This is a genomic window from Streptomyces sp. NPDC104814, assembly GCF_055583185.1.
The window spans coordinates 138,720-159,378 of the sequence record NZ_JBVJOL010000013.1 but is presented as its reverse complement, the minus strand read 5'-3'; the positions used below and the strand labels follow the sequence as shown (position 1 = coordinate 159,378).

Annotated in this window: 20 protein-coding genes; 10 read left to right on the top strand and 10 right to left on the bottom strand. The window is 71.0% G+C overall.

Annotation, left to right across the window (positions count from 1 at the left end; translation table 11 throughout):
- The 3 genes from ACZ64A_RS33100 to ACZ64A_RS33090 form a co-directional block, all read right to left on the bottom strand.
- Positions 1-456: a peroxiredoxin gene (locus ACZ64A_RS33100; protein WP_469815662.1), complete on the bottom strand. Its 456-nt coding sequence runs from the start codon at positions 454-456 to the stop codon at positions 1-3.
- On the bottom strand, positions 456-830 hold the full coding sequence (locus ACZ64A_RS33095) for a MauE/DoxX family redox-associated membrane protein (RefSeq protein WP_469815624.1): 375 nt from the start codon (positions 828-830) through the stop codon (positions 456-458). Before ACZ64A_RS33095 ends, ACZ64A_RS33100 begins: the two co-directional genes overlap by 1 nt.
- Positions 831-944: 114 nt before the next feature.
- Positions 945-1,448 carry a MarR family winged helix-turn-helix transcriptional regulator gene (locus ACZ64A_RS33090; RefSeq protein WP_469815623.1) on the bottom strand — a complete coding sequence of 168 codons (504 nt, stop codon included), beginning with the start codon at positions 1,446-1,448 and terminating at the stop codon, positions 945-947.
- 152 nt (positions 1,449-1,600) lie between these two features.
- Here ACZ64A_RS33090 and ACZ64A_RS33085 point away from each other — a divergent pair, with 152 nt between their 5' ends.
- The 3 genes from ACZ64A_RS33085 to hemC all read left to right on the top strand — a co-directional run bounded on the left by ACZ64A_RS33085 (position 1,601) and on the right by hemC (position 4,565).
- Positions 1,601-2,584: an ATP-dependent DNA ligase gene (locus ACZ64A_RS33085; protein WP_469815622.1), complete on the top strand. Its 984-nt coding sequence runs from the start codon at positions 1,601-1,603 to the stop codon at positions 2,582-2,584.
- Between the two features lie 121 nt (positions 2,585-2,705).
- A complete protein-coding gene (locus tag ACZ64A_RS33080; RefSeq protein WP_469815621.1) occupies positions 2,706-3,473 on the top strand; it encodes an NPP1 family protein in 768 nt (255 codons plus the stop codon).
- A 156-nt stretch (positions 3,474-3,629) separates the two neighbouring features.
- Complete coding sequence (gene hemC, locus ACZ64A_RS33075) at positions 3,630-4,565, top strand: hydroxymethylbilane synthase (protein ID WP_469815620.1); 936 nt, start codon at positions 3,630-3,632, stop codon at positions 4,563-4,565.
- Between the two features lie 85 nt (positions 4,566-4,650).
- On the opposite strand, the gene ACZ64A_RS33070 is transcribed toward hemC, so the two are convergent.
- The 4 genes from ACZ64A_RS33070 to ACZ64A_RS33055 all read right to left on the bottom strand — a co-directional run bounded on the left by ACZ64A_RS33070 (position 4,651) and on the right by ACZ64A_RS33055 (position 7,515).
- The gene (locus tag ACZ64A_RS33070) at positions 4,651-5,172 is read right to left on the bottom strand and encodes a hypothetical protein (protein WP_469815619.1); all 522 of its coding nucleotides are present in this window, start codon (positions 5,170-5,172) and stop codon (positions 4,651-4,653) included.
- A 216-nt stretch (positions 5,173-5,388) separates the two neighbouring features.
- Positions 5,389-6,237, bottom strand: coding sequence for an ABC transporter permease (locus tag ACZ64A_RS33065; RefSeq protein ID WP_469815618.1), 849 nt, complete (start codon positions 6,235-6,237; stop codon positions 5,389-5,391).
- Positions 6,197-7,063 (bottom strand): ABC transporter ATP-binding protein, encoded by an 867-nt coding sequence (locus tag ACZ64A_RS33060; RefSeq protein ID WP_469815617.1) that lies wholly within the window; start codon positions 7,061-7,063, stop codon positions 6,197-6,199. Before ACZ64A_RS33060 ends, ACZ64A_RS33065 begins: the two co-directional genes overlap by 41 nt.
- Complete coding sequence (locus ACZ64A_RS33055) at positions 7,060-7,515, bottom strand: MarR family winged helix-turn-helix transcriptional regulator (protein ID WP_469815616.1); 456 nt, start codon at positions 7,513-7,515, stop codon at positions 7,060-7,062. The genes ACZ64A_RS33060 and ACZ64A_RS33055 overlap by 4 nt, the downstream gene beginning before the upstream one ends.
- Positions 7,516-7,796: 281 nt before the next feature.
- Here ACZ64A_RS33055 and ACZ64A_RS33050 point away from each other — a divergent pair, with 281 nt between their 5' ends.
- Entirely contained in the window at positions 7,797-8,588 is a 792-nt protein-coding gene (locus ACZ64A_RS33050) for an RNA polymerase sigma factor SigF (RefSeq protein ID WP_469815615.1), read from the top strand.
- Between the two features lie 26 nt (positions 8,589-8,614).
- Here the strand turns inward: ACZ64A_RS33050 and ACZ64A_RS33045 are convergent, their stop codons facing one another.
- Positions 8,615-8,950 carry an ANTAR domain-containing protein gene (locus ACZ64A_RS33045; protein ID WP_469815614.1) on the bottom strand — a complete coding sequence of 112 codons (336 nt, stop codon included), beginning with the start codon at positions 8,948-8,950 and terminating at the stop codon, positions 8,615-8,617.
- A 131-nt stretch (positions 8,951-9,081) separates the two neighbouring features.
- On the opposite strand from ACZ64A_RS33045, the gene ACZ64A_RS33040 reads away from it, so the two are divergent.
- A complete protein-coding gene (locus tag ACZ64A_RS33040) occupies positions 9,082-9,900 on the top strand; it encodes a VOC family protein (RefSeq protein WP_469815613.1) in 819 nt (272 codons plus the stop codon).
- A 69-nt stretch (positions 9,901-9,969) separates the two neighbouring features.
- Here the strand turns inward: ACZ64A_RS33040 and glgX are convergent, their stop codons facing one another.
- Both glgX and ACZ64A_RS33030 read right to left on the bottom strand, forming a co-directional pair.
- Positions 9,970-12,114 (bottom strand): glycogen debranching protein GlgX, encoded by a 2,145-nt coding sequence (glgX, locus tag ACZ64A_RS33035; RefSeq protein WP_469815661.1) that lies wholly within the window; start codon positions 12,112-12,114, stop codon positions 9,970-9,972.
- Between the two features lie 29 nt (positions 12,115-12,143).
- On the bottom strand, positions 12,144-12,650 hold the full coding sequence (locus tag ACZ64A_RS33030; RefSeq protein ID WP_469815612.1) for a pep a2: 507 nt from the start codon (positions 12,648-12,650) through the stop codon (positions 12,144-12,146).
- 292 nt (positions 12,651-12,942) lie between these two features.
- Between ACZ64A_RS33030 and ACZ64A_RS33025 the strand changes: the two genes are divergently transcribed.
- The 5 genes from ACZ64A_RS33025 (at position 12,943) to glgB (ending at position 20,649) form a co-directional block, all read left to right on the top strand.
- The gene (locus tag ACZ64A_RS33025; RefSeq protein ID WP_361632525.1) at positions 12,943-13,242 is read left to right on the top strand and encodes a DUF5133 domain-containing protein; all 300 of its coding nucleotides are present in this window, start codon (positions 12,943-12,945) and stop codon (positions 13,240-13,242) included.
- A gap of 72 nt (positions 13,243-13,314) precedes the next feature.
- Positions 13,315-15,270 (top strand): alpha-1,4-glucan--maltose-1-phosphate maltosyltransferase, encoded by a 1,956-nt coding sequence (locus ACZ64A_RS33020; protein ID WP_469815611.1) that lies wholly within the window; start codon positions 13,315-13,317, stop codon positions 15,268-15,270.
- 32 nt (positions 15,271-15,302) lie between these two features.
- Complete coding sequence (gene treS, locus ACZ64A_RS33015) at positions 15,303-17,021, top strand: maltose alpha-D-glucosyltransferase (protein WP_469815610.1); 1,719 nt, start codon at positions 15,303-15,305, stop codon at positions 17,019-17,021.
- Positions 17,022-17,046: 25 nt separating this feature from the next.
- A complete protein-coding gene (locus ACZ64A_RS33010; RefSeq protein WP_469815609.1) occupies positions 17,047-18,432 on the top strand; it encodes a maltokinase N-terminal cap-like domain-containing protein in 1,386 nt (461 codons plus the stop codon).
- A gap of 3 nt (positions 18,433-18,435) precedes the next feature.
- The gene (gene glgB / locus ACZ64A_RS33005) at positions 18,436-20,649 is read left to right on the top strand and encodes a 1,4-alpha-glucan branching enzyme (RefSeq protein WP_469815608.1); all 2,214 of its coding nucleotides are present in this window, start codon (positions 18,436-18,438) and stop codon (positions 20,647-20,649) included.
- Positions 20,650-20,659: the final 10 nt, after the last annotated feature.

Here is a 20,659-nt window from a genome sequence, read left to right as displayed (position 1 = left end):
TCACTTCCGGTGCTCGCGCAGGGCGGCCAGCGCCCGGTCGGCGTGCGTGTTCATCCGCAGTTCGCTGCGGACGACCTCGACAACCGTGCGGTCCTCGGCGATGACGAAGGTGACCCGTTTGGTGGGCGCGAGGGAGAATCCCCGCTTCACACCGAACCGCTCCCGTACGGCACCGTCCTCGTCCGACAGCAGCGGCACCCCCAGCGTGTGACGCGCGGCGAACTCCTGCTGCCGGTCCACGGCGTCACCGCTGATCCCGACCGCGCGGGCGCCCACGGCGGCGAACTCGGCGGCCAGATCCCGGAAGTGACAGGCTTCGGCGGTGCAGCCGGGGGTGAGCGCGGCCGGATAGAAGAAGAGCACGACCGGCCCGTCCGCCAGCAGCTCGGTGAGCCGCCGCGTACGGCCCGTCTCGTCGGGCAGCGCGAAGTCCTCGACCCGGTCCCCCACCGCGATCACGGCCGCACCTCCGCGGCGCGCGCGACACCACGGGCCCACAGCACGAGCGGCACCTGAAGAGGCAGCCGCGCGACGGCCGCGGTCCGCTGCGGAACCGGACGCCGCCGCCAGTCGACGGCCATCTTCACATTCGCCGGGAACACCCCGACGAAGAACGCGGCGGTGGCCAGAGCTGCGGTCCGCCGGGTACGGGGAGCCGCCAGACCCGCCGCGAGGGCCAGTTCGGCGGCGCCACTGGCGTACGTCCAGGTGCGCGGCCGCCCGGGCAGGGCCTGCGGGACGATCGCGTCGAACGAACGGGGCGCGGCGAAGTGGGCGACACCCGCGGTGGCCAGCAGACCGGCGAGCAGCAGGGGTGAACGTTCGGGCACGGTTCCTCCTGAGGGTGACCAGGCGCGCGATATTACTGGAGAGTAATCCACGCGGGACAGCCCCTCCGGACCTCCCGACAGGAAGGGGCCGCCGCAGGCACGCGAAGGCGACGATCAGACGTCGCCCTCCTCCTCCACCGCCGCGGCCCGGGCCAGGAAGTCGTCCACCATGCGATGGAACAGCGTGGCGAGCTGCCGCAGGTCCTCCGTGGACCACTCGGCCAGCGCGAGCTGCATGCCGCGCGCCCCGGCGTCCCGGACGGCGTCCACCGCACGGCGCCCGGCGTCCGTGAGCCGAATGCGCTGCGCGCGCCCGTCGTCGGGGTCGGGTACCCGGGTGACGTACCCGGACTTCTGCAGCTGCTGCACGGTACGCGTGACGTGCGAGGCCTCCACGCCGAGCCGGTTGGCCAGCTCCCCGGAGCGCAGCGGCTCCGAGTCGGCGACCTGGCGCAGCAGCGCCACCGCGGCCCGGTCCAGCGGGACGCCCGCCAGGGCCATCAGCCGTTCGTGCTGCCGCGCCCGGGTGCTGAGATAGGTGATGCGGTTCAGGGCGCGCTCGATCTCGGCGACTTCCGGGGAGGCAGCGGGGGCGGCGGGACGCGGTGACGGTGCCATGCATCCACGGTACCATATCGTTGCGTAACTCAAGTAATTCGCTGACCGGATCGGTCGGGCCCCGCACTCCGCGGGGCTGCGCGCCGACCCGTTCAGGCGAATCCTCCGCAGCGCGGGCGTGACGCTCCACCCGCGCGTCCACCTTTCAGGACGTGACCCTGCCACTGATCGTTCCCATGCTCGCCACACCCGGCACCCTGCCGCCCGCCTCCCAGGACGCGCGCTGGGCGTACGAGACGAAACAGGACGGGCAGCGGGTCGTGGCGTATCTGGCCGGGGACGGCACCGTGGTGCTGCGGGCCCGGTCCGGGGAGGTCATCACCGCCGCGTACCCGGAACTGCACGCGCTGGGCGACGCGCTCGGCGGCACCCCGGCCGTACTGGACGGAGAGGTGCTGGCGCTGGACGCGCAAGGACGGGCGGACTTCCAGCTGCTGCAGTCCCGGATGGGGCTCGCCCACGCCCCGGCCCGGGCGGCGCGCAAGGCGGCCGAGCAGCCCGTGCACCTCGTCCTGTTCGACGTCCTGCACCTCGCCGGCCGCTCGCTGCTGACCATGCCGTACCAGGAGCGGCGCGCGGAGCTGGCGGCGCTCGGCCTGCACGGGCCGTACTGGTCGACCCCCGCGGCGCTCGTCGGTCACGGCGCCCAGGCGCTGGCGGCCACCCGCGCCCACGGCCTGGAGGGACTGGTGTGCAAGCGCCTGGACTCCGTGTACGAGCCGGGGGTCCGCTCGCGCGCCTGGATCAAGATCCGCAACATGCACGGCGTCGACGTGATCGTCGGCGGCTGGCTGCCCGGCAAGGGACGGCTGTCGGGGCTGCCGGGCGCGGTGCTGGTCGGCCAGCGCGACCCGGCCGGCTCGCTGCGGTACGTGGGCGGGGTGGGCACCGGCTGGAGCGAGCAGGAGCGGACCCGTCTGGCCGGCCTGCTGGCCGATCTGGCGAGCAGCGCCTGCCCGTTCACACCCGACCCGAGGGTGGCGGGCGCGCGGTGGGTGCTGCCCCGGCTGGTCGGCGAGGTGCGCTACAGCACCCGGACCCGGGCGGGGATGCTGCGCCAGCCGTCCTGGCTGCGGCTGCGACAGGACCTCACGCCGGAGGAGTCGGCCGCCGATCTTCCCGACACCCCGTCATGATCCTTGTGTTCGGCGGGCCTTCACCCACGAGATCCCCAGCCCTCTTGGCGCGGACATGTAAAACGCGGGACGCTGAACGCCCCCACAGCCGCCCGGCGCCCCGCGCCAGGAGGAGGACGCAGTGACGTTCAAGGCCCACCGCAGGAGATGGCTCACCGGACTCGGCGGCGCGCTCGCGCTCGTCGTCGCCGTCCCCACCGCCGCCTTCGCCGCCCCGCCGCAGGCCCTGCCGGCCAACGCCGACACCCTGGAGCGCACCTTCCAGCCGGCGTTCGACTACGACACCGACGGCTGCTATCCCACGCCGGCCATCGGCCCGGACGGCACCGTCAACGGCGGGCTGAACCCGACCGGCGCCCTCAACGGCAACTGCCACGACGCCGCCGACCTGGACAACACCAACGGCTACTCCCGCTCCAAGTGCAACAACGGCTGGTGCGTCGTTCTGTACGGCCTGTACTTCGAGAAGGACCAGGCCCTGCCCGGCATCAGCCTCGGCGGCCACCGCCACGACTGGGAACACGTGGCGGTGTGGGTGCAGGACAACCAGGTCAAGTACGTCTCCACGTCCAACCACGGCTCCTTCACCGTGCACACGGCGTCCGAGGTGCGCTTCGAGGGCACCCACCCGAAGGTCGTCTATCACAAGGACGGCATCGGCACGCACTGCTTCCGCCTGGCCAACAGCAACGACGAGCCGCCGGAGAACCACAAGCACACCTGGCAGTACCCGCCGCTCGTCGGCTGGAACGGCTACCCGCCGGGCATCCGCGAGAAGCTGAGCGCCTACGACTTCGGCAGCGCCCACTTCGGCCTGAAGGACGCAAGCTTCGCCTCCCATCTGGCCTCCGCCGAACCGGCCGGCATCCCCTTCGACCCGAACGCCTGACCCGACGGCCCGGGCGCCCGGCGCGACGGTACCCGGACGCCCGATCCGACGGGGCCCGGACGCCGTACCCGTCCGGACGGCATACCGTGCCACGGCACCGGCGTTACAGCCCGGCCGTGGCGCGCCGATCGGCGAGGAGGGTCTATCGTGGCCCGCATGTCCGTTCCGGAACTGATCCGCATCGTCTCCCGCGACTCGCCGATGGCTCTGGCCCAAGTGGAGCGTGTCCGAGCCGAGTTGGCCGCCCTGCACCCAGGAGTGCGCACCGAGGTCGTACCGGTGAAGACCACCGGGGACAAGTGGCTCGGCGATCTGTCCCAGGTCGAGGGCAAGGGCGCCTTCACCAAGGAGGTCGACGCGGCCCTGCTGGCCGGGGAGGCCGATCTCGCGGTGCACTGCGTCAAGGACGTGCCCGCGGACCGGCCGCTGCCGGCCGGGACGGTCTTCGCCGCGTTCCTGAAGCGGGACGACATCCGCGACGCCCTCGTGCACCCGGGCGGACTCACCCTCGACGAACTGCCCGCCGGCACCCGCGTCGGCACTTCGTCGGTGCGCCGGATCGCCCAACTGGCCGCCACCCACCCGCATCTGACGTGCGTGCCGTTCCGCGGCAACGCCAACCGGCGGCTGGAGAAGCTGGCGGCCGGGGACGCCGACGCGCTGCTGCTGGCCGTGTCGGGCCTGGAACGCATCGGGCGGCCGGACGTCATCAGCGAGGTGCTCTCCCCCGACGTGATGATGCCGCCGATCGGCGCGGGCATCCTCGCCCTGCAGTGCCGGCAGGACGACGGCGACCTCATCGACGCCGTCAGCGCGCTCGGCGACCCCGACACACACCGGGAGGCCACCGCGGAGCGGATGTTCCTGCATGTGCTGCAGGGCCACTGCAACAGCCCGATCGCCGGCTTCGCCCGCGTGGACCGCGGTGGAGAACTCTCCCTGCGTGCCTGTGTGTTCACCCCGGACGGCAAGACCCGGCTGAACGCCCACGAGTGGGCCGGGCGGCTGGACCCGGCGACGCTGGGCACGTCGGTGGCGGTGGCGCTGCTGCGGCAGGGCGCCCGCGAGATCATCGACGGCATCGCACACTGAACCGACGGCGTCGCGCACGTCGATCGACGGCGTAGCGCACGTCGGCGGGACACGGCCGCACGTCACCGGGCGGGCGGCCGGAGCGTCAGGCGGTGCCCTCTTCGGCCTGGTCGCGCAGGAAGGTGCTGACCTGGTGGGCCAGGCAGTCCCGGCCCGCGCCGGCCGGGACGTGCGAGGGCTGCGCCTTCACGCCCAGGCCGCCGGTCCACATCCGGCGCTCCGCCCACTCCTCGTCGACCCGCAGCTGGACCTGGACGTCCACCTGGCCGAGGGCGTCCTCGGCGCCGGCGGCGTACAGCACGGCGGTGACCCGGCGCAGCGGGTAGACGTCGAAGCCCTCGATGAACTGCGAGTTGCGCCAGTCGATGAAGGCGCCCTCGCCGTCGGCTCCGATGCGCACGTCGATCTGGCCGTCCTCGAGGTGGACGCCGAACCGCTCGGGTCCGCGGTTCTCGATCGTCACCCGCAGCGCGAAGTACGTCAGCCCCTCGGCCGCGTCGTCCCGTCCGCGCGGCGGCTCGGCCTGCTCCAGACGGTGGACGCGGACGCGCAGACCGGCATGCTCCTCGTACTCGTGCCAGTCCCCGACCACGTTCGGCTCGTACACAGTCCACCTCTCGACTTCTGAGAGCTGCTTCCTATCCAGGCGGTCAGGGCACTGTCAAATGCGCCGCATGCGCTGTGGCCAGCGGATTCGGCGCCGGTGATCGGTGATCAAGCCGTGCGCAGGGAGAATCGGTTTCCGGTCGCGCGGCCTGTTTTCGGGGGCGTGCCGCACATCACGTCCGCGGGCAAGATCAGCGATCTTGACGATGAGTCATGATCAGCGCGCCAGCCGGCCCAGCAGCGACGAGGCGGCGGCGATGCCGAGCGCGGCGGCCACCAGGAGCACCGCGAAGTCCGCGCCCAGGTGCGCGGGGGTGCCCAGCAGCAGACCGCGCAGGGCGTCGACCTGGTAACTGAGCGGGTTGGCCTTGCTGACGGCCTGCAGCCAGCCCGGCATGACGGAGAGCGGGTAGAGCGCGTTGGAGCCGAAGAACAGCGGCATGGTGATCGCCTGCCCGAAGCCCATCAGCCGGTCGCGGCTGAGCACGATGCCGGCGATGGTCATCGACAGGCAGGAGAAGAAGGCCGACCCGAGGACCACGGCCGCCGCTACGGCGAGCAGTTTCAGCGGGTTCCAGGTCAGCGCGACGCCGAGCGCCGCGGCGATGACGAGGACGACGACCGCCTGCACAAGTGCCTTGACCCCGGCGGCGAATGCCTTGCCGGTGATGAGCGCGGCGCGTGGGGTGGGCGTCACCAGCAGCTTGTTGAGCACTCCGGCGTCGCGCTCCCAGATGATCTGGATGCCGTAGAAGATGGCGATGAACATCGCGGACTGGGCGATGATGCCCGGCGCCAGATAGTCGACGTACGGAATGCCGCCGGTCGGGATCGCCCGGATGCGGGTGAAGGTCTGACCGAAGATCAGCAGCCACAGGGCGGGCTGGACGGCACGGGTGTACAGCTCGGTGCGGTCGTGGCGCAGCTTCTGCAGTTCGACCGCGCACATCGCGAACACCCGGGCGGGCACCAGCCGCCAGGGCGCCCTCGGCTCGGGCGGGCGGAACAGGAGGCCGAGCGCGGGGTCAGCCGACACGGCGTGCGGTGCGGCGGGTGGATCGGACATCGCGGAAGTCTCCTGAGGTGTCGTCGAGGCCGCTGCCGGCGACGTCGCGGAAGACGTCCTCCAGCGTGGCGGGGGTCGCCGTACCGCGCCGTGCGGCGAGCCCCTGGCGCAGTGCGGCGGGGGTGCCGAGGGCCCGGATGCGGCCGCGGTGCATCAGGCCGACCCGGTCGCAGTACTGGTCGGCCTCGTCCATGTAGTGCGTGGTCACCAGGACCGTCATGCCGGTGGCGGCGCGTACGGCGTTGATGTGCTCCCACACTCCGGTGCGGGCGATGGGGTCCAGGCCGATGGTCGGCTCGTCGAGGATCAGCAGACGGGGCGCGCTGACCAGGGCCTGGGCGAGTTCGAGGCGGCGCACCATGCCGCCGGAGTAGGTGCCGGCGAGCCGGTCCGCGGCGTCGGAGAGGTCGACGGCCGTCAGCGCCTGGGCGACCCGGGCGGCGCGCTCGCGCCGGGGGACGTCGAAGACGCGGGCGAACAGGGCGACGTTCTCGCGGCCGGTCAGGCTCGCGTCGGCGGACAGCTGTTGCGGCACGTAACCGAGCAGACGCCGTACGGCCATGCGCTCTCGGGCCGCGTCGTGGCCGAGGACGCGGACCGTGCCGGGCGGCACCGGGAGCAGGGTGGTCAGGCAGCGGATGGCGGTCGTCTTGCCGGCGCCGTTCGGCCCGAGCAGTCCGAAGACCTCGCCCTGCCGGACGGTGAGGTCGAGCCCGTCGACCGCCTTCGTCGCCCCGAAGGCGTACACCAGGCCGGTGCAGCTCACGGCATCGTGCACGGAGTCGGTCGCGGGGCCGGCCGTGGGGTCGGTCATGGGGTCGGTCATGGGGTCTCCCCCTCCTGCCTCAGGCTCTCGGCCAGACGGCGCAGCGCCGGTACCGCGGCGCGCAGCGCCTCCCGGTCGGCCTCCGGCAGCCCGGCGAGGTGGCGGTCCAGCAGTTCGGCGCGGCGCTCCTGCCAGTCGCGCAGCCGCTTGAGCGCGGCGTCGGTCGGCAGCAGACGGGCGGCGCGCCGGTCGGCGGGATCGGTCTCGCGGACCAGATAGCCGTCCCGGACCAGGTGGTTGACCAGCGTGGAGACGGAATTGCCGGCGAGACACAGCTCCTTGGCCGCCTCGGAGACACCGATCCCCGGCCGGGCCTCGACCAGGCGCAGCAGTTCGACCTCGGCGCCACGCAACCGCGGCGCGGTCAGCCCGGCGCGCAGCCGGCGCCTGGTCAGCCGGTGCACTCCGACGAGGGCGCCGGCCAGCTCCTCCGGAAGGGTGTTCTGGTCCACACAGCCGAGATTAGCTCTGCATCAGAGGTATTCGGACCAAGCGCGGGTCAAGAGACGCGACGCTCACCCCTCACACAGCGCCATCATGACGTTGCAAAACGCCATGTTCTTCGCGAATCGGGTTTGACCCGGATGGAAGAGGGGAATCTGCTTGTCAGTGCTTCGGACAGGAGGCACCTCCGTGGGTTCGGAGTAGCGGACCCGACGCCCTCCATGTCCGGTCCGCGTGCTCGTTCCACGGTGTCTGTCCACCCGGCATCCGCTGAGGGAGGCGCGCATCGATGCGTACCGCCACCAGGACGCAGCAGCATCCGCACGACGACGCCCCCGACACCGCCGCCGACTTCGCCCGGCTGGCGACGCTCCCCGACGGCACCGAGCGCAAGGCCCTGCGCGACGAACTGGTCCGCCTGTGGCTGCCCATGGCCGAGCGGATCGCCGTGCGGTTCCGCGGCCGCGGGGAGTCCCTCGAAGACCTGTACCAGGTCGCCGCCCTCGGGCTGGTGAAGGCCGTCGACCACTTCGACCCGGACCGGGGCGGTGCCTTCGAGGCGTACGCCGTGCCGACGATCACCGGTGAGATCAAGCGGCACTTCCGTGACCACATGTGGACGCTGCACGTGCCGCGCCGGGTCCAGGATCTGCGCAACCGCGTCCGGCGCGCGTCCAAGGAACTCGGCCAGACCATCCCGGGCCGGCCGCCCACCATCGCCGAGATCGCCGCGTACGCCCAGCTCACCGAGCAGGAGGTGCGCACCGGGATGGAGGCGCTGGAGTGCTTCTCCGCGCTGTCGCTGGAGGCGGAGATGCCCGGCACCGACGGCTACGCCCTCGGGGACGCGCTCGGCGGCCCCGACCCGGGTTTCGACACCGTCGTGGACCGCGAGGCCGTCAAGCCCTGTCTGCAGGCCCTGCCGGAGCGCGAGCGGACCATCCTCTACCTGCGGTTCTTCCAGGGGATGACGCAGAGCCGGATCGCCGAGCAGCTGGGCATCTCCCAGATGCACGTCTCGCGGCTGCTGAGCGGCTGCTTCGCCCAGCTGCGGGAGGAGATCCTCGCCGAACGGCAGTGATGTGGAGGTCCGGCGAACAGGGGCCGTCACCCGGACGGGGGCGCCCCTGGGATCTGGGTGGGGCCGTGGCGCTCCAGGGCCTCCTCCAGCTCCGCGCGGATCTGCGGCGGCATGTCCCCGCTGCGCGCCCAGACGAGTATCAGATCCGCGACGTTGCGGAGCTTGATGTTGGTGTGCTGGGAGACCTCCTTCAGGACCTGCCAGCCCTGATCGGGGGTCATCCGGCCGAGTGCCACGATCATTCCGATGGCCTGGTCCACCACGGCGTGCGAGGTGACCGCTTCCTTGAGCTGATCCACTTCTTCCTGGAGCTCGAAGAGCCGACCGGTTTCGTCGTCAGGGTCCCGCGGTACTCGTGCCACCTCTCCCACGTTGCCCCCGGGGGCTGCCCGGCGCCACCGGGGTGTACTCGACAGGCGGCCCGCAGGGGTCCGGCCGGACACTGGAGGTGGACCGGTGGCCGACCGGCCGAAGAGATCAGGACGCGAGCGCCATGAACCACGACACGCCACCCTCCCCACCGTCCCCGCGAGCGACCGAGGTCGTCTCGTCCCACCATGTTTTCGGCGCGCCCTGCTGGGTGAGCCTGACCAGCCGTGATCTGGAGGCCACCCAGGACTTCTATTCGGCGGTGCTGGGGTGGAAGTGGCGCAAGGCGAAGCTGGGCGACCGGTTCCGGATCGCGCTGGCCGACGACGTTCCGGTCGCCGGGATCGCCGCGGTCGCCACGATGTGGCAGATGGCGGTGGCGTGGACGCCGTACTTCGCGGTGCCGAGTGCCGACGAGGCCGTTTCGCGGGCGCGCGAGCGGGGCGGGACGGTGGCCGTCGGGCCGATCTCCCTGCCGCCGGGGCGGGCCGCGCTGATCGCGGACCGCGACGGGGCGAGGTTCGGGATCTGGGAGGGCGAGCTCTTCACGAACTGGGAGAGCTGGCGGCAGGCCGCGCCGGCGTTCATCCGGCTGCACACCCGCGACGCGTTCGACGCGGCGATCTTCTACGGCGAGATCCTCGACTGGGCATCGGGGCTGCCCGGCTGCTGCGAGGTGGGGTACGAGGCCAACGAGGTGGTCCTGCGCAGCGAGGGCGAGATCGTGGCCCGGATCGAGTCGGGCGCGCTGGAGGCGGCACCCGACCCGACGATCCGGCCGCACTGGCAGGTGCACTTCGCCGTCGCCGACGTGACGGCGTGCGCGCTCGCCGCGGAGCAGCACGGCGGGAGCGTCCTGGGCAAGGGTGCGGACGAGGCCGTGCTGCGGGACCCGGACGGCGCGCAGTTCACGATCACGTCCCGCGGGGCTTCGCTGCGCTGAGGACACCGGCCCGGCATGCAAGGCGCCGCCGCCCCCCATCGATGGGGGGCGGCGGCGCCTTGCATGTGGTCAGGAGCGTTCGAGGGGCGGCGCCGGGTTCCTCCGGCCCCGGGAGGGGCGGGAGAGGACGACCAGGCTGCGGGGGGCGACCGTGACGTCCGTCGCTGCCTTGTACTCGGTCTCCTCGGGGGTGCCGTCCGGTTCCGCGGTGTCGACGCGGGCCGTCCAGCGGTCGCCGTACGGGGCGCCGGGGAGGGTGAAGACGACCGGTTCCCAGTAGCTGTTGAGCAGGAGGAGGAAGGAGTCGTCGACGACCGGGCGGCCGTAGCGGTCCGGTTCGGCGATGGCGTCGCCGTTGAGGAAGACGCCGATGCAGTGGGCGTCGGAGCGCTGCCACTCCTCGTCGGTCATCTCCTGGGCGTCCGGCAGCAGCCACACGAGGTCGGGCAGCGGCTGGTCGGCGTTGGTCGCGGTTTCGCCGCGGAAGAAGCGGCGGCGGCGCAGGACCGGGTGCTCGGCGCGCAGCTGGATGAGCCGGCGGGTGAAGTCGGCGAGGTCGCGCTGTTCGTCGGTCAGCCGCCAGTCGATCCAGGAGATGTCGTTGTCCTGGCAGTAGGCGTTGTTGTTGCCGCGCTGGGTGCGTCCGAGTTCGTCGCCGTGGGACAGCATCGGGATGCCCTGCGACAGCAGGAGGGTGGCGAGCAGGTTGCGCTGCTGGCGGGCGCGCAGCTCCAGGACCGCGGGGTTGGCGGTCTCGCCCTCGGTGCCGCAGTTCCAGGAGCGGTTGTGGCTCTCTCCGTCGCGGTTGCCCTCGCCGTTGGCCTCGTTGTGCTTGTCGTTGTAGGAGACCAGGTCGCGCAGGGTGAAGCCGTCGTGCGCGGTGACGAAGTTGACGCTGGCGCGCGGCCGGCGCCGGTTGTGCTGGTAGAGGTCGGAGGAGCCGGTCAGGCGGGAGGCGAACTCGCCGAGCGAGCCGGGCTCGGTGCGCCAGAAGTCGCGTACCGTGTCGCGGTACTTGCCGTTCCACTCCGACCACAGCGGCGGGAAGTTGCCCACCTGGTAGCCGCCCTCGCCGACGTCCCAGGGCTCGGCGATCAGCTTCACCCTGCTGATCACCGGGTCCTGCTGGATGAGGTCGAAGAACGCCGAGAGGCGGTCCACCTCGTGGAACTGGCGCGCCAGCGTGGCGGCGAGGTCGAAGCGGAAGCCGTCGACGTGCATCTCCGTCACCCAGTACCGCAGCGAGTCCATGATCAGCTGCAGCACGTACGGGTGGCGCATCAGCAGGCTGTTGCCGGTGCCGGTGGTGTCGTAGTAGTGCGCGAAGTCACCGTCCACCAGCCGGTAGTAGGAGGCGTTGTCGATGCCGCGGAAGGACAGCGTCGGGCCCTTCTCGTTGCCCTCGGCGGTGTGGTTGTAGACGACGTCGAGGATCACCTCGAGGCCGGCCGCGTGCATCGCCTTGACCATCGACTTGAACTCCGCGACCTGCTGACCCCGGCTGCCGTGGGCGGCGTAGGCGTTGTGCGGGGCGAAGAAGCCGATGGTGTTGTAGCCCCAGTAGTTGGCCAGACCCTTGTCCTGCAGCACACCGTCCTGGACGAACTGGTGGACCGGCATCAGCTCCACGGCGGTGACACCGAGCGCGGTCAGGTGTTCGAGGATCGCCGGGTGGGCGAGGCCGGCGTAGGTGCCGCGCAGTTCGGGCGGCACGTCCGGGTGGGTGCGGGTCAGGCCCCGCACATGGGCCTCGTAGATCACGCTGTCGGCGTAAGGGGTGCGCGGCGGCCGGTCGTCGCCCCAGTCGAAGTACGGGTCGGTGACCACGCCGAGCATGGTGTGCCCGGCGCTGTCGGCCGGGTCGGGCCCCTGCGGATCGCGCTCGTACAGCGAGGGGTGGTTGTCGATCTGGCCGTCGACCGCACGTGCGTACGGGTCGAGGAGCAGCTTCGCCGGGTTGCAGCGGTGGCCCATGGCGGGCGCCCACGGCCCGTGCACCCGGTAGCCGTAGCGCTGGCCGGGGCCGATGCCGGGCAGATAGCCGTGCCAGACGAAGCCGTCCGCCTCGGTCAGCGCAACGACGCGATGGGTGCCGCGATCGTCGACCAGGACCAGTTCGACGCGTTCGGCCACCTCGCTGAACAGCGCGAAATTGGTGCCCTGGCCGTCATAGACGGCACCCAGCGGGTAGGGGTGCCCGCTCCACACGGGCACCCCTGCCTTCTTCTTCGGGTCGGTGGTCGTCACCGGCTCGCCTCCAGTACGTCGCCCACCGTCTCGCCGGCCAGGGCGACGGTCCGCAGCGCCCGCGGCACCTGGAGCATCTCGCGCAGGGCCGGGAACGGTGTGGTCGGGATGAGCGGCTCGCGGTCGCCGACACGGGCCCGCTGCGAGAACCAGATGACCTTGCTGCCGGTGTCGGTGGCGCAGCACCCCCACCCGTCGCTGCTCGCCGCGAGGCGCTCCAGGCAGCTGCGCAGGTCCTGGTCCGGGCGCAGGTCGCAGTCGTTCTCCCCGATGGCGGTGATCAGGTGCTGACCGTTCCACCACAGCTCGATGGAGGTGTTCTTGTCGGTGGCGTGTTCGTCGATGGCCTGCAGCAGCATCTCGGTGCTGCGGCACACGGGCTCGACCAGGTTCTCCAGGTCCCAGTACTTCAGGTGCGCGGCCAGAATGCGCCTGACCTGTCCGACCCGTTCCGGGCTGACTTCCACGTCGAGGTGGTAGTAGCAGGGCACTGCGGTCTTCATCGTCGTTGGCTCCTCACCGGCGACGCTCAGGCTCCTAACGCCCTGGCGGGCGGAACCCCGAACACGAAGCGTGAGCGATGTTCGCTTCTGAGTCACCTCCAACACTGAGGGTGATACGCCATTCGTGCAACACGAGCACACCACAGCCAAGATCCAACAGGACGGTAGGTCATCGCGCGTGCACCATAAGTGAAGGCCACGAGAGGTTTTTCGGCTGATGCCCCTCTGCGTGCGCGGCCGGCCCGTTCGTCGGGCGTCATACCTCTCGCACTCCCGGAAGGTGAACAGCGCCATGCTGCTACCCGCGAAAGCCGAAGTCGCCAGGCATCTGCAGCGTTACCGCGCGTGGGAGCGGGCCATGCTCGCCTCCCCGGCCGACAGCGCGGTGCGGGCCACCTTCGAGGACACCGGATACACCCTGTGCGTGCTGATGGGCAAGCGTTGCGCACGGGAGGCCGCCGACGCCGCCGAACGCTATCTGCGCTCGGACGCGGCCACCTCCCTGTGGCAGGGCGCCCCGCGGCGACGGACGAAAAACGTGGCGCGCAGGAGTGGATCACGCTCCGCCCGGCGTTTCCCGGCGGAGCACTAGCCCTCCTCCGGTGCAGCTTGGACATCCACCAGCCGGGCCACGGCCCGGCTTCGAGCACGCAGGAGGTTCACGATGAAGTCCACCAGGCCCATCGGCCGTATCCCCGTGCGGGATGTCCATCCGCGCGTGGAGTGCGGCAGGCGACCGGCGAAGGCCGTCGTGGGCGAGACGTTCCTGGTGACCGCGACCGTGTTCCGTGAGGGGCACGACGCCGTCGCCGCGAACGTCGTCCTGCGCGGTCCCGACGGCCGCAAGGGGCCGTGGACACCCATGCGTGAACTGGCCGAGGGCAGCGACCGCTGGGGCGCCGAGGTGACCCCGGACTCGGAAGGCCCCTGGACGTACACGGTGGAGGCGTGGAGCGACCCGCTCACCACCTGGCGCCGGCACGCGGCGATCAAGATCCCTGCGGACATCGACACGGGTCTGGTGCTGGAGGAGGGCGGCCAGCTGTTCGAGCGGGCGGCGGCCCGGGCGCCGCGCGGCCCGGCGCGCACCCTGCTGCGGGAGACCGCGAAGACGCTGCTCGACGACTCGCTGCCGGTGCAGGAGCGTTACGCCGCCGCGCTGGCGCCGGAGGTCGACGAGGTCCTGGGCCGCCATCCGCTGCGCGACCTGGTCACCGCGTCCAAGGCCATGCCCCTGCTGGTGGAGCGGGAGCGGGCGCTGTTCGGGTCCTGGTACGAGTTCTTCCCGCGCTCGGAGGGCACGCCTGAGCAGCCGCACGGCACCTTCCGCACGGCGGCCCGGCGGCTGCCGGAGATCGCCGCGATGGGTTTCGACGTCGTCTATCTGCCGCCGGTCCATCCGATCGGCACGACGTTCCGCAAGGGGAAGAACAACACCCTCGACGCCGGCCCGGACGACGTGGGCGTGCCGTGGGCGATCGGCTCGTCGGAGGGCGGCCACGACGCCGTGCACCCGCAGCTGGGGACGATCGAGGACTTCGACTGGTTCGTGGAGCAGGCCCGCTCGCACGGTCTGGAGATCGCCCTCGACTTCGCGCTCCAGTGCTCCCCCGACCACCCCTGGGTGCACAAGTACCCCGAGTGGTTCCATCACCGGCCCGACGGGACGATCGCCTACGCGGAGAACCCGCCGAAGAAGTACCAGGACATCTATCCGATCGCCTTCGACCAGGACATGGACGGACTGGTCACCGAGACGGTCCGCGTCCTGCGGCACTGGATGGAGCACGGGGTGCGGATCTTCCGCGTCGACAACCCGCACACCAAGCCGGTGGTCTTCTGGGAGCGGGTCATCGCGGACATCAACGGCTCCGACCCGGACGTGATCTTCCTGGCCGAGGCGTTCACCCGCCCGGCGATGATGCACACGCTGGGTCAGATCGGCTTCCAGCAGTCGTACACGTACTTCACCTGGCGCAACAGCAAGCAGGAGCTGACGGAGTACCTCACCGAGCTGTCCGGCGAGGCCGCGGCCTACATGCGGCCGAACTTCTTCGCCAACACCCCGGACATCCTGCCCGGCTACCTCCAGCACGGCGGACGCTCCGCCTTCGAGGTGCGTGCCGTCCTCGCCGCGACCCTCTCCCCCACCTGGGGCATCTACTCCGGCTACGAGCTGTGCGAGAACACCCCGCTCAAGCCGGGCAGCGAGGAGTACCTCGACTCGGAGAAGTACCAGCTCGTGGCGCGTGACTGGGAGGCCGCCGAACGCGAGGGCCGCACCATCGCCCCGCTGATCACCCGCCTCAACGAGATCCGGCGCGGCCACCCGGCGCTCCGCCGGCTCCGCAACCTCCGTTTCCACGCCACCGACAACGACGCGGTCATCGCCTACAGCAAGCGCGAGGGCGACGACACGGTGCTCGTGGTGGCGAACCTCGACCCGCACCACACCCAGGAGGCCACGGTCTCGTTGGACATGCCGCACCTCGGCCTGGACTGGCACGCCGAGGCGACCGTGCACGACGAGCTGACCGGTGCGACCTACCGCTGGCGCAGCGCCAACTACGTGCGCCTCGACCCCGGTCGGACGCCGGCCCACGTGTTCCACGTCCGGTGAGTCACCCCACGAAACGGAGGTCGATCAGCCCCATGTCCGTCAACTCGCCCGTCCCGGACACCTTCGAGGACACCCCGGTCAAGGACCGGGACCCCGACTGGTTCAAGCGTGCCGTCTTCTACGAGGTCCTCGTCCGCTCCTTCCAGGACAGCAACGGCGACGGCGTAGGCGACCTCAAGGGACTCACCGCCAAACTCGACTATCTGCAGTGGCTGGGCGTCGACTGCCTGTGGCTGCCGCCCTTCTTCAAGTCGCCGCTGCGGGACGGCGGCTACGACGTCTCCGACTACACCGCGGTGCTGCCGGAGTTCGGTGACCTGGCGGACTTCGTGGAGTTCGTGGACGCCGCCCACCAGCGCGGCATGCGCGTGATCATCGACTTCGTGATGAACCACACCAGCGACCAGCACCCGTGGTTCCAGGAGTCACGCAAGAACCCCGACGGGCCCTACGGCGACTACTACATGTGGGCCGACGACGACAAGGGCTACCCGGACGCCCGGATCATCTTCGTCGACACCGAGACCTCCAACTGGACGTACGACCCGGTGCGGGGGCAGTACTTCTTCCACCGCTTCTTCTCCCACCAGCCCGACCTGAACTACGAGAACCCGGCCGTGCAGGAGGAGATCCTGGCCGCGCTGCGGTTCTGGCTGGACCTCGGCATCGACGGCTTCCGGCTGGACGCGGTGCCGTATCTGTACGCGGAGGAAGGCAGCAACTGCGAAAACCTTCCGGCAACCCATGAGTTCCTGAAGCGGGTGCGCCGCGAGATCGACCTGATGTACCCGGACACGGTGCTGCTGGCAGAGGCCAACCAGTGGCCGGAGGACGTGGTCGACTACTTCGGCGACTACTCCGCCGGCGGCGACGAGTGCCACATGGCCTTCCACTTCCCGGTGATGCCGCGCATCTTCATGGCCGTGCGCCGCGAGTCCCGCTACCCCGTCTCGGAGATCCTGGCGAAGACCCCGCCGATCCCGGACAGCTGCCAGTGGGGCATCTTCCTGCGCAACCACGACGAGCTGACGCTCGAGATGGTCACCGACGAAGAGCGCGACTACATGTGGGCCGAGTACGCCAAGGACCCGCGGATGCGCGCCAACATCGGCATCCGGCGGCGCCTCGCCCCGCTGCTGGACAACGACCGCAACACGATCGAACTCTTCACCGCGCTGCTACTGTCGCTGCCCGGCTCGCCGATCATCTACTACGGCGACGAGATCGGCATGGGCGACAACATCTGGCTCGGCGACCGCGACGCGGTGCGCACCCCCATGCAGTGGACGCCGGACCGCAACGCCGGATTCTCCACGGCCGACCCCGGGCGGCTCTATCTGCCCACGATCATGGACCCGGTCTACGGCTACCAGGTCACCAACGTCGAGGCGTCGATGGCGTCGCCCTCGTCGCTGCTGCACTGGACCCGCCGCATGATCGAGATCCGCAAGCAGAACCCCGCCTTCGGACTGGGGACGTACACGGAGCTCACCTCGTCCAACCCCGCCGTCCTGGCGTTCCTGCGCGAGTACGAGGACGACCTGGTGCTCTGCGTGCACAACTTCTCCCGCTTCGCCCAGCCCACCGAGCTGGACCTGCGGGCCTACAACGGCCGCCATCCGGTCGAACTCTTCGGCGGGGTGCGCTTCCCCGCCATCGGAGAGCTGCCCTACCTGCTCACCATCGCAGGCCACGGCTTCTACTGGTTCCGGCTCGCCCGAGTCGCATCCCGCATCGGCCGCCGCCAGTAGCGCGCCGAGGAAAGGACGCGTCACCATGCCGAAGACCGCATCCCTCCAGCCGAGCACTACCGGCGTCGCTCTGCATCTGGACTCGCTCGCGGGTCTGCTGCGCGAGTGGCTGCCGCGGCAACGCTGGTTCGCCGGGAAGGACCGGCCGGTCACGGATCTGCGTCTGCTGTCGATGACCGAGCTGTTCCCGGGCTGTCTGCATGTACTCATCCATGCCGCGCACGCCGGGTCGCACCCGCCGCACGCCGGTGTGCCCGCGCCCGGCGGCACGCCCCCGGCCGGCGGCGACTGCTACCAGTTGCTGCTCGGCTTCCAGGAGCATCTCTCGCCCCGCCTGGGCAAGGCGCTCATCGGGCGGGCGGAGAGCGGCCCGATGGCCGGTCTCACGGTCTACGACGCGCTCCTGGACCCGCGCTCGGCGCATCTGCTGCTGGAGCGGATGCGGCACTCCGGGACGCTCGGGCCGCTGCTGTTCGACTCCGATCCGTCGGTGCCGATCCCGTCCGGACTCGCGCCCCGGCTGCTGGACGCCGAGCAGTCCAACACGTCGCTGGTGTACGGCGACGCGTTCATCCTGAAGCTGTTCCGGCGCATCCAGCCGGGCGTCAACCCGGACCTGGAGGTGCCTCTCGCGCTCACCCGGGAGGGCTGTGCGCGGGTGCCGGCCCCGGTGGCGTGGATGCGGACCAGCCAGCCGCAGGAGGCGACGCTGGGCGTGCTCCAGCCGTTCCTGCCGAACGCCTCCGACGGCTGGACGCTGGCGCTGCAGGCCCTGTCGCGCGGTGAGGACTTCACCGCGGAGGCGAGCGCGCTCGGTGCCGCCACCGCCGAGGTGCATCTCGCGCTCGCCGCCGCCTTCCCGGCCGGCGGCCACGCGGAGAACGCCCGGCTGGCGGACGCGATGACCGAGCGGCTCGACGCCGCCGCCCACCAGGTGAAGGCGCTGCGCCCGCACGTGCCGGGGCTGCGCGCGGCCTTCGGCGCGCTCGTCGCCTGCGACCCGGGCCCGCCCGCCCAGCGCATCCACGGCGACCTGCATCTGGGCCAGGTGCTGCGCGCCGGACGGGAGTGGTTCGTCATCGACTTCGAGGGCGAACCGTCACGGCCGCTGGCCGAGCGGCGCAGCACGCACTCGCCGGTGCGGGACATCGCCGGCATGCTGCGCTCCTTCGACTACGCGGCCCGCCAGCGCCGGCCGTGGCGCCCCGAGTGGGCGCGCCGCTGCCGGGAGGCCTACTGCGCGGGCTACGCCGCGCGGGCGGGCTGGGATCCGCGCAAGAAGCACGCCCTGCTGCGCGCCTACGAGACCGACAGGGCTGTGTACGAAGTGCTCTACGAGGCCAAGCACCGTCCTGCCTGGCTTCCCGTACCCATGGCGGCGATCGAACGACTCGCCGTGAGAGGAGACTGACCCGTGGCGCTGCGCGACACCTCACTCCCCGAGCCGTCGGGCCCGGCCCGCACAGCGGCCACCGACCTGGACCCGGCCGACCGGGGCCGGCTGCTGGCGGGTGCCCATCACGATCCGCATGCCCTGCTGGGCGCCCACCCGGTGCCCGGCGGGGTGCTCTTCCGGGCGCTGCGTCCCTTCGCCCGCTCGGTCGCCGTGGTCGTCGGCCGCAAGCGGCACCCGCTGGCCTCGGACGGCGACGGCCTGTTCTCTGCCGTGCTGCCGCTGAAGAAGATCCCGGCCTACAAGCTGGCGGTGGCCTACGAGGACGCCGAGTACGTGGTGGACGACCCCTACCGGTTCCTGCCGGCGCTCGGCGAGTTCGATCTGCATCTGATCCGGGAGGGCCGGCACGAGCAGCTGTGGAAGGCGCTCGGCGCCGAGCCGATGACCCACGAGGGTGTCACCGGTACCCGGTTCACGGTGTGGGCGCCGAACGCGCAGGGCGTGCGGGTCGCCGCGGACTTCACCTTCTGGGACGGCACCCAGTTCCCGATGCGCTCGCTCGGCGCGTCCGGGGTGTGGGAGCTGTTCCTGCCCGGGGTCGGCGAAGGCACCCGGTACAAGTTCGAGATCACCTCGCGCCACGGCCACCGGTTCCTGAAGGCCGACCCGATGGCGCGGTGCACCGAGGTGCCGCCGGACACCGCGTCGATCGTGACGGCGTCGCGTCACGAGTGGGCCGACGGGGACTGGATGGCGCACCGCGGTGACGTGCCGGTGCACCAGGCGCCGTTCTCCGTCTACGAGGTCCATCTGCCGTCCTGGCGTCCGGGCCTGACCTACCGTGAGCTGGCCGAGGAGCTGCCGGCGTACGTCAAGGACCTCGGGTTCACGCATGTGGAGCTGATGCCGGTCGCGGGGCACCCGTTCAGCGGGTCCTGGGGCTACCAGGTGACGTCCTACTACGCGCCGATGCCGCGGCTCGGCACCCCGGACGACTTCCGCTACTTCGTCGACGCCTGTCACCGGGCCGGCATCGGCGTGATCATGGACTGGGTGCCGGCGCACTTCCCGAAGGACGACTGGGCGCTGGCCCGCTTCGACGGGGACCCGCTGTACGAACCCGGGGACGACCAGCGGGCGGAGCACCCCGACTGGGGGACGTACGAGTTCGACTACGGCCGTACCGAGGTGCGCAACTTCCTGGTCGCCAACGCGGTGTACTGGTGCGAGGAGTTCCACATCGACGGTCTGCGCGTGGACGCCGTCGCCTCCATGCTGTACCTCGACTACTCGCGCGAGGACGGGCAGTGGACGCCGAACATCTTCGGCGGCAACGAGGACCTGGCCGCCAAGGCGTTCCTGCAGGAGATGAACGCCACGGTCTACCGGCGCTGCCCGGGGATCGTGACGATCGCGGAGGAGTCCACGGCCTGGGACGGCGTGACCCGGCCCACCGACGGCGGCGGCCTCGGCTTCGGCCTGAAGTGGAACATGGGCTGGATGCACGACTCCTTGCAGTACATGAGCAAGGAGCCGATCCACCGCAAGTACCACCACCACGAGATGACCTTCTCGATGGTGTACGCCTACAGCGAGAACTACGTCCTGCCGATCTCCCACGACGAGGTGGTGCACGGCAAGCAGGCCCTGGTGTCGAAGATGCCGGGCGACTGGTGGCAGCGCCGCGCCAACCACCGTGCCTACCTGGGCTTCATGTGGGCCCACCCGGGCAAGCAACTCCTCTTCATGGGGCAGGAGTTCGCCCAGGGCGGCGAGTGGAACGTGGAGCACGGGCCGGAGTGGTGGCTGATGGACCCCGGGCACATGGCGGCGGGCGACCACCGCGGGGTGCAGGAGCTGGTGCGGGATCTGAACACCCTGTACCTGTCCACGCCCGCGCTGTGGCAGCGCGACACCGACCCGGCGGGCTTTCGCTGGGTGGCCTGTGACGCCGCCGACGACAACGTGTTCGCGTTCGTGCGCTACGACGCCGAGGGCGGACCGCTGCTGGCGGTGTCCAACTTCTCGCCCGTCGTCCGGCACGACTACGTCCTGCACGTCGGCGACGACGTCACGGCGTGGCAGGAGGTCCTCAACACCGACGCGGCGAAGTACGGCGGCAGCGACGTCACGCTGACCGAGCCGCTCAAGCCGGAGGACGGCCGGATCCGGCTCACGCTGCCCCCGCTGGCGACGGTGTGGATGTCGGCGTATCCTCCGCGTTCCATCTAGCGATCACGGG

Excerpts from the sequence above, each read along its gene's own strand:
- ACZ64A_RS33050 (WP_469815615.1), top strand. The coding sequence starts at position 7,797 with ATGCGTACCGCCACCAGGACGCAGCAGCATCCGCACGACGACGCCCCC.
- ACZ64A_RS33040 (WP_469815613.1), top strand. The coding sequence starts at position 9,082 with ATGAACCACGACACGCCACCCTCCCCACCGTCCCCGCGAGCGACCGAG.
- ACZ64A_RS33030 (WP_469815612.1), bottom strand. The coding sequence starts at position 12,650 with ATGAAGACCGCAGTGCCCTGCTACTACCACCTCGACGTGGAAGTCAGC.
- ACZ64A_RS33025 (WP_361632525.1), top strand. The coding sequence starts at position 12,943 with ATGCTGCTACCCGCGAAAGCCGAAGTCGCCAGGCATCTGCAGCGTTAC.
- ACZ64A_RS33010 (WP_469815609.1), top strand. The coding sequence starts at position 17,047 with ATGCCGAAGACCGCATCCCTCCAGCCGAGCACTACCGGCGTCGCTCTG.
- ACZ64A_RS33090 (WP_469815623.1), bottom strand. The coding sequence starts at position 1,448 with ATGGCACCGTCACCGCGTCCCGCCGCCCCCGCTGCCTCCCCGGAAGTC.
- ACZ64A_RS33065 (WP_469815618.1), bottom strand. The coding sequence starts at position 6,237 with ATGTCCGATCCACCCGCCGCACCGCACGCCGTGTCGGCTGACCCCGCG.
- ACZ64A_RS33020 (WP_469815611.1), top strand. The coding sequence starts at position 13,315 with ATGAAGTCCACCAGGCCCATCGGCCGTATCCCCGTGCGGGATGTCCAT.
- hemC (WP_469815620.1), top strand. The coding sequence starts at position 3,630 with ATGTCCGTTCCGGAACTGATCCGCATCGTCTCCCGCGACTCGCCGATG.
- treS (WP_469815610.1), top strand. The coding sequence starts at position 15,303 with ATGTCCGTCAACTCGCCCGTCCCGGACACCTTCGAGGACACCCCGGTC.
- ACZ64A_RS33060 (WP_469815617.1), bottom strand. The coding sequence starts at position 7,063 with ATGACCGACCCCATGACCGACCCCACGGCCGGCCCCGCGACCGACTCC.